The organism is Pseudomonas sp. F2 (assembly GCF_057174385.1).
In genome coordinates, this window is the sequence record NZ_CM169904.1 from 3,294,715 (window position 1) to 3,307,624 (window position 12,910).

Sequence of the window (12,910 nt, forward strand, 5' to 3'; positions counted from 1 at the left end):
TCAGTCCTTCCGCTTAAGAAGCTCACCACGGGCCGCTTTCTGGGTTTCCGTGAGGATGCCACGCAAAATATTCATTTCCGCCCGGCTGACCGAGCTGCGTCCGTACAACCGGCGCAGGCGCGCCATCAAGTGCCGCGGCTTTTCCGGATCAAGAAACTCGATGGCGACCAGCGTCTGCTCCAGATGCTCATAAAAGCGCTCCAGCTCATCCATCGTCGCGAGCTCGGCACTTTTCACCGAGGCCACTTCTTCTTTCTCGATCTTGGTCGGCTGCCCTTGAGCGGCCAGCCAGGCCATGCGCACTTCATAGCTCAACACCTGCACCGCCGCCCCGAGGTTCAACGAACTGAACTCAGGATCGGAGGGGATGTGCACGTGAAAGTGACATCGCTGCAACTCTTCGTTGGTCAGGCCGGAGTCCTCACGACCGAACACCAGCGCGATCTCCGCGCCCTGCCCGGCCTCCTCGACCACTTTGCTCCCGCATTCGCGGGGATCGAGCAGCGGCCAGGGAATGCGCCGGTCTCGGGCGCTGGTGCCGAGCACCAGATTGCAGCCGACCAGCGCATCTTCCAAGGTGGCGACGACTTGTGCGTTTTCAAGAATATCCCCGGCACCGGAAGCACGGGCATCGGCTTCGTGATGCGGAAACAGGCGCGGTTCGACCAGCACCAGCCGCGACAGACCCATGTTTTTCATGGCGCGCGCGGCCCCGCCGATGTTGCCGGGGTGGCTGGTATTGACCAGGACGACACGAATGTTCTGCAGCAAGGGAGGCGCTCTCGGACACAGGAAAGGGGTGCAAATCTTACAGAACAGCCTACCGTTAAGCTATGAAAGCGAACAGCAACCTTCACCTGAAGAAAAGTTCTGATAGAATGCGCGGCTTTCTTTAACAACCTTAGGTGACACATCCATGCAGCCCATGCTGAATATCGCGCTGCGCGCCGCCCGCAGCGCCAGTGAACTGATCTTCCGCTCCATCGAGCGCCTGGATACCATCAAGGTCGACGAAAAAGACGCCAAGGATTATGTATCCGAGGTCGATCGCGCCGCCGAACAGAAAATCATCGATGCGCTGCGCAAGGCTTACCCGAATCACTCGATCCAGGGTGAAGAGACCGGCATGCACGTCGGTAACGGCATCGAAGGCGAAGAGTACCTGTGGATCATCGATCCGCTGGACGGCACCACCAACTTCCTGCGCGGCATTCCTCACTTTGCGGTCAGCATTGCCTGCAAATACCGTGGCCGCCTGGAACACGCAGTGGTTCTGGATCCGGTTCGCCAGGAAGAATTCACCGCCAGCCGTGGTCGCGGCGCTCAACTGAATGGTCGCCGCCTGCGCGTCAGCGGTCGCACCAGCCTCGAAGGCGCCCTGCTGGGTACCGGCTTCCCGTTCCGTGACGACCAGATGGACAACCTCGACAACTACCTGGGCATGTTCCGCGCCCTGGTTGGCCAGACTGCCGGCATCCGCCGCGCCGGTTCCGCCAGCCTGGACCTGGCCTATGTGGCTGCCGGTCGCTTCGACGCGTTCTGGGAATCGGGCCTGTCCGAGTGGGACATGGCGGCTGGCGCCCTGTTGATCCAGGAAGCAGGCGGCTTGGTGAGCGACTTCACCGGCGGTCACGACTTCCTTGAAAAAGGCCATATCGTTGCCGGCAACACCAAATGCTTCAAGGCCGTGCTGACGGCCATCCAGCCGCACCTGCCGGCTTCGCTGAAGCGCTAAGCTTCCCGCGAAACGAAAAAGCACCCTTCGGGGTGCTTTTTTTGTGCCTGTAACTTGATCTTCAGATCACCAAAATCTTCATGTGGAAGCGAGCCTGCTCGCGAATGCGGTGCTTCAACCGACATCAACGTTGATTGTCAGAATGCTTTCGCGAGCAGGCTCGCTCCCACAAAGGGGCACGGCGCGGCCAAAAATTGCGAGCACAAAAAAGCACCCCGCAGGGTGCTTCTTGTTAAACAGTCAGCGCTTACTGACCCGGCTGATTCTGCGACAGAATCAACTTGCCTTCCTTGTCGACCGGAATCTGGTTGCCCGGATCACGATCCATCCGCACTTTGCCTTCCTTGCCATCCAGCGAATAACGCACGTCGTAACCGACAACCTTGTCGCTGATGTCATTCACCGTATTACAGCGAGTCTGGGTGGTGGTGTAGGTGTCACGGTTCTGCATGCCTTCCTGCACCTTGTTACCGGCATAACCACCACCGACCGCACCAGCAACCGTCGCAATCTTCTTGCCGGTACCGCCGCCGATCTGGTTACCCAGCAAACCACCCGCTACCGCACCAATCGCGGTACCGAGGATCTGGTGTTGATCCTTGACCGGCGCCTGGCGGGTTACAGCAACATCCTTGCACACTTCACGTGGAGTCTTGATCTGTGTTTTGACCGGTTCTACGGCCAGCACTTGCGCATACTCAGGGCCGCTTTTAACCAGGCTGTAGGTGGCAACAGCACCCCCGGCAGTCACACCGACAGCACCCAATACCGCACCAACCAGCAACGACTTGTTCACATGAACCTCCTGACCATCACATGCGGGACGCGCCCGCGCTTCTCCCAGCCTTGGAGCATAAAAAAAGGCGCGAGTTCAACTCGCGCCTTTTCTGGGCTGACAGCCGGAGAAAGGATGGCCGTTATGGACGGTCGTCGACTTCCTTCTCGGTGTTGGCCGGAGGAATCAGATCCTCGGTGCTCAGGTTCAGCCAGATCAGCACCACGTTCGCGATATAGATCGACGAGTAGGTACCCGCCAGCACACCGATGAACAGGGCGATGGAGAAGCCGAACAGGTTGTCGCCGCCGAAGAACAGCAGCGCAGCGATCGCCAGCAAGGTGGAGATCGACGTTGCCATGGTCCGCAGCAGGGTCTGAGTGGTCGAGATGTTGATGTTCTCGATCAGCGAAGCCTTGCGCAGCACACGGAAGTTCTCGCGAACCCGGTCGAATACCACAATGGTGTCGTTCAGCGAGTAACCGATGATCGCCAGTACCGCCGCCAGCACCGTCAGGTCGAAGGTGATCTGGAAAAACGACAGGATACCGATGGTCACGATCACGTCGTGGATCAGCGAAACGATGGCGCCGACCGCGAATTTCCACTGAAAGCGGAAAGCCAGGTAGATCAGGATGCCACCGAGCGCCAGGAGCATGCCGAGGCCGCCCTGGTCACGCAGTTCTTCACCGACCTGCGGGCCGACGAACTCGACGCGCTTGACCGTCGCCGGGTTGTCGCCGCCGACTTTCTGCAACGCGTCTGCTACCTGATGGCCCAGCTGCGGGTCTTCACCCGGCATGCGCACCAGCAGGTCGGTGGTCGCACCGAAGTTCTGCACGATGGCTTCGTGGTAACCCGAAGTCGCCAACTGCTCACGCACTTTGGTGACGTCAGCCGGACGCTCGTAGGTCAGCTCGATGAGCGTACCGCCGGTGAAGTCCAGGCCCCAGTTCATGCCCTTGTGGAAGACGCTGAAAATAGCCAGCAACGTGAGAAACACTGTGACGCCGAACGCGAAGTTGCGAACGCCCATGAAGTTGATTGTACGTAACATGGCAGCCCCTTAAATCCACAACTTCTTGAAGTCACGTCCGCCGAAGATCAGGTTGACCATTGCGCGGGTCACCATGATGGCCGTGAACATCGAGGTAAAGATCCCGAGGGACATGGTCACTGCGAAGCCCTTCACCGGGCCGGTGCCCATGGCGAAGAGGATGCCGCCGACCAGCAGAGTGGTCAGGTTGGCGTCGAGAATCGCAGTGAATGCCCGGCCGAAGCCTTCGTTGATTGCACGCTGCACGGTCATGCCGGCGGCGATCTCTTCACGGATCCGCGAGAAGATCAGCACGTTGGCGTCGACCGCCATACCCATGGTCAACACGATACCGGCGATACCCGGCAGGGTCAGTGTTGCACCCAGCAGCGACATCAAGGCCAGCAGCAGCACCATGTTCACCGCCAGCGCAACCGTGGCGATCAGGCCGAAGAAGCGGTAGATGGCGATGATGAACAGCGAGACGAACAGCATGCCCCACAGCGACGCATCGATACCTTTGGTGATATTGTCAGCACCCAGGCTCGGGCCGATTGTGCGCTCTTCAGCGAAGTACATCGGAGCGGCCAGACCACCGGCACGCAGCAGCAGCGCCAGTTCGGACGATTCGCCCTGGCCGTTCAGGCCAGTGATACGGAACTGCGCACCCAGCGGCGACTGAATGGTCGCCAGGCTGATGATCTTCTTCTCTTCCTTGAAGGTCTGAACCGGCACGTCTTTCTCGACGCCGTCCACAACCTGCTTGGTGTAAGTGGTCACCGGACGCTGCTCGATGAAGATCACCGCCATGCTGCGGCCGACGTTCGAACGGGTCGCGCGGCTCATCAGCTCGCCACCGTGACCGTCCAGACGAATGTTCACTTCAGGCGTGCCGTGCTCGCCGAAACCAGCCTTGGCGTCGGTCACCTGGTCACCGGTGATGATCAGGCCACGCTCGATCTGCGCAGGAGGACGCTTGCCTTCACGGAACTCGAAGGTCTCGGAGGTGGCTTTCGAAGCACCCGGCTCTGCAGCCAGACGGAACTCGAGGTTGGCCGTCTTGCCGAGAATACGCTTGGCTTCGGCAGTGTCCTGCACGCCCGGCAGCTCAACCACGATGCGGTTGGCGCCCTGACGCTGAACGATCGGTTCGGCAACACCCAGCTCGTTGACGCGGTTACGTACCGTGGTCAAGTTCTGCTTGATGGAGTATTCACGGATTTCCGCCAGCTTGGCCGGGGTCATCGCCAGACGCAGCACCGGTTGACCGTTGAGGTCGGCCGGAACAATGTCGAAATCGTTGAAGTTCTTGCGGATCAGCGCACGGGCCTGTTCGCGGGAGTCAGCATCGCTGAAGCCCAACTGAATGGCGCCGCCCAGTTGCGGCAGGCTGCGATAGCGCAGTTTTTCTTTGCGCAGCAGGCTCTTGACGTCGCCTTCGTAGACTTTCAGGCGGGCGTCGAGGGCTTTGTCCATGTCCACTTCCAGCAGGAAGTGCACACCACCGGACAAGTCCAGACCCAGCTTCATCGGGTGCGCGCCGAGGTTGCGCAGCCATTGCGGGGTGGTTTGTGCCAGGTTCAATGCGACGACGTAGTCATCACCCAATGCCTTGCGCACAACGTCCTTGGCCGGCAGCTGGTCTTCAGCCTTCGTCAGACGGATCAGACCGCCCTTGCCGTTGGCCGCCAGCGAGGCTGCCTTGACGTTGATCCCGGATTCACGCAGCGCGGTGCTGACGCGATCCAGATCGGCCTGATTGACCTGCAGAGCCGTGCTGGCGCCGCTGATCTGAATGGCCGGGTCATCGGGGTATAGATTGGGAGCGGAATAAATCAGACCGATCGCCAGCACCGCCAGGATCAGAATGTATTTCCACAGAGGATATTTGTTCAGCATCACGCCGCCCGTTATGAACGCGGGGCGCCTTGCGCGCCCCGTCGATTGAGTAGAAGTTGGAACCTTAGATCGCTTTCAGCGTGCCTTTTGGCAGCGTGGCGGCGATGGCGCCCTTCTGGAACTTCATTTCCACGGTGTCGGAAACTTCCAGAACCACGAAGTCATCGGCCACTTTGGTGATCTTGCCGGCGATGCCGCCGGTGGTGACCACTTCGTCGCCCTTCGCAAGGCTGCTCAGCAGGTTCTTCTGCTCTTTGGCGCGCTTGGCCTGTGGACGCCAGATCATCAGATAGAAGATGACCAGGAAACCGACCAGGAAAATCCACTCGAAGCCGCCGCCCATAGGCGCAGCAGCCGGTGCAGCCGCGTCAGCCATGGCATTAGAGATAAAAAAGCTCATTTAGCACTCCAGTTGCAAATGTTGAATCTTGGGGTCAGAAAACTCAGTCCAAAGGCGGAACGGGGAGCCCGCGTTTGGCGTAGAAGGCATCGACAAAGGCGGCCAATGTACCCTGTTGAATAGCCTCGCGCAAACCAGCCATCAGCACCTGATAATGGCGCAAGTTATGGATGGTATTGAGCATGCTGCCGAGCATTTCGCCGCACTTGTCCAGGTGATGCAGATAAGCGCGGGAGAAGTTCTGGCAGGTATAGCAATCGCAGGTCGGATCCAGCGGCGAATCATCATGGCGATGGAACGCGTTACGGATCTTCAGCACGCCTGTATCAATGAACAGATGCCCATTGCGGGCATTACGGGTTGGCATCACGCAATCGAACATGTCCACACCGCGGCGCACACCCTCAACCAGATCTTCCGGTTTGCCAACGCCCATAAGGTAACGAGGTTTGTCAGCGGGCATCATGCCCGGCAGATAATCCAGCACCTTGATCATCTCGTGCTTGGGCTCGCCCACCGACAGACCGCCGATGGCCAGGCCATCGAAGCCGATCTTGTCCAGACCTTCCAGCGAGCGCATGCGCAGATCCTGGTGCATGCCGCCCTGAACGATACCGAACAGCGCCGCGGTGTTGTCGCCATGCGCGTTTTTCGAGCGCTGGGCCCAACGCAGCGACAGCTCCATCGAAACGCGAGCAACGTCTTCGTCAGCCGGGTACGGCGTGCATTCGTCGAAGATCATCACGATGTCGGAACCGAGATCGCGCTGCACCTGCATCGATTCCTCGGGGCCCATGAACACTTTCGAGCCGTCGACCGGGGAAGCGAAGGTAACGCCCTCCTCCTTGATCTTGCGCATCGCGCCCAGGCTGAACACCTGGAAACCGCCGGAGTCGGTGAGGATCGGGCCTTTCCACTGCATGAAGTCGTGCAGGTCGCCGTGCTCCTTGATCACCTCGGTGCCCGGGCGCAGCCACAGGTGGAAGGTGTTGCCCAGAATGATTTCCGCGCCGGTGGCGACGATGTCACGCGGCAACATGCCCTTGACCGTGCCGTAGGTGCCAACCGGCATGAAGGCCGGGGTTTCGACAGTGCCACGCGGGAAGGTCAGCCGACCACGACGAGCCTTGCCATCGATGGCAAGCAGTTCAAAGGACATGCGACATTCGCGACTCATTCTGTTTCCTCTGGGCCTGTGTGTTCAGGGGCAGTCGGGGCGGGATTACGGGTGATGAACATCGCATCACCGTAGCTGAAAAAGCGGTACCCGTTGTCGACGGCGGCTTTATAGGCGGCCATGGTTTCGGGATAACCGGCGAATGCCGAAACCAGCATCAACAGCGTCGATTCCGGCAAATGGAAGTTGGTGACCAGGGCATCGACTACATGGAACGGCCGGCCCGGGTAGATAAAGATGTCGGTGTCACCACTGAACGGCTTGAGCACGCCATCGCGCGCGGCACTTTCCAGCGAGCGCACGCTGGTGGTGCCCACGGCAATCACCCGCCCGCCACGCGCGCGGCACGCGGCAACGGCGTCGACCACGTCCTGGCCGACTTCCAGCCACTCGCTGTGCATGTGGTGATCTTCGATCTTGTCGACGCGTACCGGCTGGAACGTCCCCGCACCGACGTGCAGCGTGACGAACGCGGTCTCGACGCCTTTGGCGGCAATCGCCTCCATCAACGGCTGATCGAAATGCAGCCCCGCCGTCGGCGCCGCCACCGCACCCAGACGCTGGGCGTAAACGGTCTGATAGCGCTCGCGATCCGAACCTTCGTCCGGGCGGTCTATATAAGGAGGCAGCGGCATGTGCCCGACGCGATCGAGCAGCGGCAGCACTTCTTCAGCGAAGCCCAACTCGAACAACGCATCGTGACGCGCGAGCATCTCGGCTTCGCCACCGCCGTCGATAAGGATCTTAGACCCCGGCTTCGGCGACTTGCTGGAGCGCACATGAGCCAGCACGCGATGCGAATCGAGCACGCGCTCAATGAGGATTTCCAGCTTGCCGCCCGAGGCTTTCTGCCCGAACAAACGCGCCGGAATCACCCGGGTATTGTTGAATACCATCAAATCGCCCGGGCGCAAATGCTCAAGCAAATCAGTGAATTGACGGTGTGCAAGGGCGCCGCTCGGCCCATCAAGGGTCAGCAGGCGACTACCGCGACGCTCGGCCAAAGGGTGGCGGGCGATCAGCGAATCAGGAAGCTCGAAGGTAAAGTCAGCAACGCGCATGATGGGGTTCGTCTAGCAGGGCCGGAAAGTCTAGCGGAATTATCAAAAATTGACCATGAAACGTGATTGACCAACGGTAATCACCTCTCTATACTTCGCCGCCATTGAGCCCTGATGGCGGAATTGGTAGACGCGGCGGATTCAAAATCCGTTTTCGAAAGGAGTGGGAGTTCGAGTCTCCCTCGGGGCACCAAAATTAAGAAAGGTCTTGCTTAGCAAGGCCTTTTTTTTCGTCTGCAGGAAAGTGGGGCAAATATTTTTTCACACCCATGAGAAGAGAAAGCTGCCGCGTAGAGGTTCAAGCCGACGATGTCGAAAGCTGGGAACGTCAAATGATACGTAATGAGAAAAGGCCTCCACCGAGGCCTTTTTCTTTGTTTCACCCAGCTATTTTTTCCTGCAAACCTCAACGTCGTTTTGGGTTTTCAGATCCGTGTCGATGCCGAGGCGATACCTGCAGTAATCAATGATCCACTTACGCTCCTGCTCCGTGAATCGTTCGACTTGACGAATCTCCCCGTCATTGGCGTGGATATTGTAAAACTTCATCTGAAACGTCGGATGCTTCTTGATGAACAGGATCGTTTCGATGTCCCCATCCTCAAGCGCTTCGTAATACCCAACGTAAAGCACTGTCACCAGAACCAGAACTATCAGGGCAATCAGTTTCTTCATTGCTGCGGCGCCGGAGGTGGGAGTAGTTGAGTTTTTGCTCTGAGATTCCTGACTAACTCCATGCCGATATTTCCGGGACAGATTTTGCCTTCAGATGCTTGACCTGGGTATTCCCGGTGACCGCCAAAATGCTTGATCACAAACACACTTTTAAGCGCGTCGATCAGATGCATCAACGCGGTGATCTGAGCAGCAGGTATCACAGTGGTCGTGCTGTATCCGAGGCTGTCGAGCGCAACCCGGCCCTTGGCGACCCAATCCCCGCCTTCTTCTGGAGTCGTTAGGTTCTCCAGCAACACAATGCCGATCAAGCCTGTATTGAATTTCAAGACACTTGAACCCTGAAGGCGAATGTCTCTCCCCTCGTAAACTTGACCAGTGCAATCAATACCGAAGTGATAGCCGATATCGTCGTACTTCTGGCTAAGGTGCCCTTTCTGGATCTCCTGCATTTGCTCCGCACCAGGCGTACAGCTATGGCTTCTCCCAGCGTGATGCAGCGCGATCATGGTGTAATCCCAGTCCATCACCATATCTGGCTTACCCTTCACCGCTCCCCACGAGGATCGCTCCACAAACGTCGTGTTCAGTGAACGGACCTTCTTGATGATCGCTTCACGCGTTGCCGCTCGATCATTCACAGTAATCGGTATCGGACACATAAACTCGCCGGGCTTCAGCTCCTGTGCGGTGGCTTGAGTTGCAAACGGATTGGTCATTGCGCTCCCTCCGCCAGCTCATGGAGAGTCCGAGCCGGAGCGCTGAACATGACGTGCAGTGAGATCTTCGCACCGGGAGTCGGTGTCTTGACGTGGGCAATGCCATTGGCATCGGTAACACCCGTGGTCTCTATACCGTTGACTGTCGCCACGAAGTCTCGGAAAGCCAACGGTGTGCCTGTCTCACTGTCGGTGATGCTGAAGGACTGGCCGTAGGATTTCTGGATGGCAAGCGGAATCGGAGGCACGAACGGGGCTGGCGTATGCGAATCACCGATGATTACGGTGCCGGAGCCGCCGACTACGACGTCACCATGCGTTCCGACAGTATCAACCAAAGCTGCGCTTTTCCCGTTGATAAAAACGGTCGCTGAGACGCCGGAAACCAACGAGCTACCGCACGTGCAGGTATCGCCCTTTCGAGCGGCGGCAAGACCATCGAAAAAAACATCAGAAGAGCCGGACGCAATGGATTGGGCACCGTGCCCTGGCATTGGGCAACTGGTCGGATCGGTTAAACGTGCTGCGGGCTTCGCCACAATTGACTCCTTGTCATGATCGTCTATGAACGCGACCTTATCAGAAATCAATAGACCCGGTCCGCCTGGGCTTGCGCAATAGCCAGTAGCATGGATTTCTCGGCCCCGGAATGTCCGCTTACGGCTGTGGATTCAACCGGTCGATGCAACAGATTGGCTAAATCGTTCTGCCGGTGTTTCGTAGTCTAGCGTTTTCCGAGGGCGGCTATTTAGCTGCCTTGCCACTTCATTGAGCGTGGCTTGCGAGTGCTCCGCAAGGTCGGTTCCTTTCGGGAAGTACTGCCTTAACAACCCGTTGGTGTTCTAATTTGATCCTCGTTGCCAAGGACGATGAGGATCGCAGAAGTAGACTTTGATGTCGGTAACCACCGTAAAGCGTTTATGGTCAGCCATCTCTTTACCGCGATCCCAGGTCAGCGATTTGTAGAGTTCTTGGGGCAAGTTACGGGCGTTTTCAATTAGGGCGCTGATGACCGTCTCGCTATCCTTACCGTCCAATTTCACTAGCATTACGTAGCAGGTATGTCGCTCAACAAGAGTGGCAATTTGGCTGTTCCTGCTACCGCACAGCAGGTCGCCTTCCCAGTGACCTGGCACCGCCCGATCCTTAGCCGCGGCCGGGCGTTCACGGATCGATACAGCATCAGTGATTCGTCCGTGATTTTCTTTTTTCTGCGTGTGATGACGCGAGCGACGCATGGCCCGCGTGCGCCGTAAATGCTCAAGCAACTCCTTCTTCAGAGCCCCGCGAGCCTGTATGAAGAGCGTGCGATAGATCGTCTCGTGTGACACCTGATAGCTCGTATCGTCCGGGTACGTGCGCTTCAACCAACCGGCAATCTGTTCCGGTGACCACTGCAATTGAAGCTTGTCTGCAACAATTTGCGCCACCGTTCGGTTCTCAACAAGTTTGCAGACCTTGGGTCGATGGGCGCGATCCCAGGCAGCCTGATCAGCTTGATTAGCCCGGTAGCATCCTTGGCCACCGTTGCGTCTGATCTCACGGCTGATCGTAGAGGCTGCTCGCCCTAGCAACGCAGCCATGGAACGGATCGAGTTACCTGCCACCACGGCACGCGAAATCTCTTCACGCTCAGACAACGTCAGCGCCAATCTGGATCTGCGGCGTACAGCGGGTCTGATACCGCCTGTTTCCGCCAAGATGCGCTGTATCGATGAATGGTTTCGATCAAATAGTTGGGCGATGTGCTGGAGAGAGTCGCCTTTCTGCCAGTGATCCCACATCAGTTTTTTCTGGCTTTCGGTGTAATAGATCCGAGGTCTCTGCTTCATCTGCAACACTCCTTCTGCTTACACAGAATTTAGTCGTGTTGCATCGACCGGTTGAATCCACAGCCAAAAGCGGCCATTTATGATGGTATTTAAGTTCGGAGGCTAGAAGCCGCTCATTTTTTCTACAATGCGCTACGCTTTTTGTAGAAGCGTAATAAGCCTCAAATCAATAGAGCTACCCTGGATGACTGGTCGAAAAGGAACGAGTATTTTTCAAACAAACTTAATTAATTATAGCGCGTTCGTTTGTAAGTGAAAAAATCTAGCCCTGAGGATTCGACAGTGAATAAGATTGATCGAGAGCAAAAAACAAATCAAAAGTTAGAGTCGGGATTGCCAGCCTGGGCTATATTTATTGGTCTCGCCTTTATTGGATTGATGCTTATTGTCATAAGCATTACTGATCTAACCAGTAAAGAGACCACGCTACTCGGCACTCTATTAACTCTTGTATCGGTTGGTATAGGCTGGGCGATATCTCATCACTATGCAAATCAGGACAAGCAAAAGGCAGTTCAGGAAGTAAGGGACTACGAGCAAAGAAACCTTCGGATGTACGCTTTGAAGGCCGCCGAAAAAGTAACTAACTTATCAGTTGAGCTGAATAGGCTATCGGTGTATTTGGAAGAGGAGCTACAGCATACAGAATATGCAGACGCTAAAGATGAACTTTTTGCTAAGGAAGAGCGCATAGAAAGTGCCATTCATATTCTTGGCTCCTTGAGGTCAATAAATGATACCAGCCTTAGCGATTGGCAGGGTGTAATTGGAGAGGAGCTTGATGAGCAAAGGAAGCATGACTCGGATAAGCAGGAAGCACTGCTCGAATTGGACAATAGAATCAGGGCTATAGAACAAGGAATTAGCGGAAGTGCTGAACTTCTCGATATTGGAGCAGAACTCAACAGCCTCAGAAGGGAGGTGCGGGCAGTCAGTGCTGGGGTTGATTCTGGTTCATTCAGACCCAAGAGTCGTTCCATCCGGCAAATTGAAATTGATTGCCCTCAGTGTCTTTCAACTTTGAAATACAAGCAAAAAGAAAAGGACGGCGATGTCAAAGCTGTACAGTGCAAGATATGCGAATCCAATCTTATATCGGAATTTAATGAGCAGTCTGGAGTAACTCTTAGAGCAAGAGAGAATCTTTTGGAATCGGTCACTTGTCCTCATTGCACTAAAGATCAAAAACTACTACTTGATGAGTGGCCGACCGCATCTACAATTCTTCAGTGTTCAGCTTGTCAGGAACTATCAAGGGTGTCTAGAGCCGATCTTGGAAAAGACCTTAGAATTGTAGCAATTGGACAGCAAGGCGGAAAACTGAATCCTGAAATAATCGGTATGGTACGCGCTGCACTTCCTGAACAGCCTTGGCCGAAGGGTATACATGCTTTAGTGGCCGAAAAGGTTGGTATAACGCCTTCAGCGGCAACAAAAGTAATCCAACACTTAATACGAATTGGGGTTTTTATGGATCAAGTTGATGGTGTGACATGCACTAGAGAAGAAAAAATTCGTCTTTTACGAGCTCAAGAAGAAAATCTTTAATGCGGATCTTTGCATAAAACAAATCCGCTCGATTGAGTGAGTCCTAAATTTTG

The 12,910-nt window shown here is 56.2% G+C and carries 12 protein-coding genes, 1 tRNA gene and 1 pseudogene; 3 read left to right on the forward strand and 11 right to left on the reverse strand.

The window, feature by feature from the left end; translation table 11 throughout:
- A complete protein-coding gene (gene trmJ / locus AC193Q_RS14695; protein WP_041071810.1) occupies positions 1-771 on the reverse strand; it encodes a tRNA (cytosine(32)/uridine(32)-2'-O)-methyltransferase TrmJ in 771 nt (256 codons plus the stop codon).
- Between the two features lie 145 nt (positions 772-916).
- On the opposite strand from trmJ, the gene suhB reads away from it, so the two are divergent.
- Positions 917-1,735 (forward strand): type III secretion system regulator SuhB, encoded by an 819-nt coding sequence (suhB, locus tag AC193Q_RS14700; RefSeq protein ID WP_007964419.1) that lies wholly within the window; start codon positions 917-919, stop codon positions 1,733-1,735.
- A gap of 247 nt (positions 1,736-1,982) precedes the next feature.
- Here the strand turns inward: suhB and AC193Q_RS14705 are convergent, their stop codons facing one another.
- The 6 genes from AC193Q_RS14705 to queA form a co-directional block, all read right to left on the reverse strand.
- The gene (locus AC193Q_RS14705) at positions 1,983-2,531 is read right to left on the reverse strand and encodes a glycine zipper 2TM domain-containing protein (RefSeq protein ID WP_041071808.1); all 549 of its coding nucleotides are present in this window, start codon (positions 2,529-2,531) and stop codon (positions 1,983-1,985) included.
- Positions 2,532-2,652: 121 nt separating this feature from the next.
- On the reverse strand, positions 2,653-3,567 hold the full coding sequence (secF, locus tag AC193Q_RS14710; RefSeq protein ID WP_041071806.1) for a protein translocase subunit SecF: 915 nt from the start codon (positions 3,565-3,567) through the stop codon (positions 2,653-2,655).
- A gap of 9 nt (positions 3,568-3,576) precedes the next feature.
- Entirely contained in the window at positions 3,577-5,445 is a 1,869-nt protein-coding gene (gene secD, locus AC193Q_RS14715) for a protein translocase subunit SecD (protein ID WP_041071804.1), read from the reverse strand.
- A gap of 64 nt (positions 5,446-5,509) precedes the next feature.
- Positions 5,510-5,845, reverse strand: coding sequence for a preprotein translocase subunit YajC (yajC, locus tag AC193Q_RS14720; protein ID WP_041071802.1), 336 nt, complete (start codon positions 5,843-5,845; stop codon positions 5,510-5,512).
- A gap of 43 nt (positions 5,846-5,888) precedes the next feature.
- The gene (tgt, locus tag AC193Q_RS14725; protein WP_183082888.1) at positions 5,889-7,004 is read right to left on the reverse strand and encodes a tRNA guanosine(34) transglycosylase Tgt; all 1,116 of its coding nucleotides are present in this window, start codon (positions 7,002-7,004) and stop codon (positions 5,889-5,891) included.
- A 14-nt stretch (positions 7,005-7,018) separates the two neighbouring features.
- Positions 7,019-8,083, reverse strand: a complete 1,065-nt coding sequence (gene queA / locus AC193Q_RS14730) for a tRNA preQ1(34) S-adenosylmethionine ribosyltransferase-isomerase QueA (RefSeq protein ID WP_121187070.1) — start codon at positions 8,081-8,083, stop codon at positions 7,019-7,021.
- 108 nt (positions 8,084-8,191) lie between these two features.
- Between queA and AC193Q_RS14735 the strand changes: the two genes are divergently transcribed.
- Positions 8,192-8,276: transfer RNA gene (locus AC193Q_RS14735), tRNA-Leu, on the forward strand.
- Positions 8,277-8,470: 194 nt separating this feature from the next.
- Here AC193Q_RS14735 and AC193Q_RS14740 read toward each other — a convergent pair.
- The 4 genes and pseudogenes from AC193Q_RS14740 to AC193Q_RS14755 form a co-directional block, all read right to left on the reverse strand.
- Entirely contained in the window at positions 8,471-8,758 is a 288-nt protein-coding gene (locus tag AC193Q_RS14740) for a hypothetical protein (RefSeq protein WP_121187072.1), read from the reverse strand.
- On the reverse strand, positions 8,755-9,477 hold the full coding sequence (locus AC193Q_RS14745) for an N-acetylmuramoyl-L-alanine amidase (RefSeq protein ID WP_121187074.1): 723 nt from the start codon (positions 9,475-9,477) through the stop codon (positions 8,755-8,757). Before AC193Q_RS14745 ends, AC193Q_RS14740 begins: the two co-directional genes overlap by 4 nt.
- Entirely contained in the window at positions 9,474-10,016 is a 543-nt protein-coding gene (locus AC193Q_RS14750; RefSeq protein ID WP_121187822.1) for a PAAR domain-containing protein, read from the reverse strand. The genes AC193Q_RS14745 and AC193Q_RS14750 overlap by 4 nt, the downstream gene beginning before the upstream one ends.
- A 132-nt stretch (positions 10,017-10,148) precedes the next feature.
- Positions 10,149-11,309 (reverse strand): annotated as a pseudogene (locus tag AC193Q_RS14755) (IS30 family transposase).
- 282 nt (positions 11,310-11,591) lie between these two features.
- Between AC193Q_RS14755 and AC193Q_RS14760 the strand changes: the two are divergent.
- Entirely contained in the window at positions 11,592-12,857 is a 1,266-nt protein-coding gene (locus AC193Q_RS14760) for a hypothetical protein (protein WP_121187076.1), read from the forward strand.
- Positions 12,858-12,910: the final 53 nt, after the last annotated feature.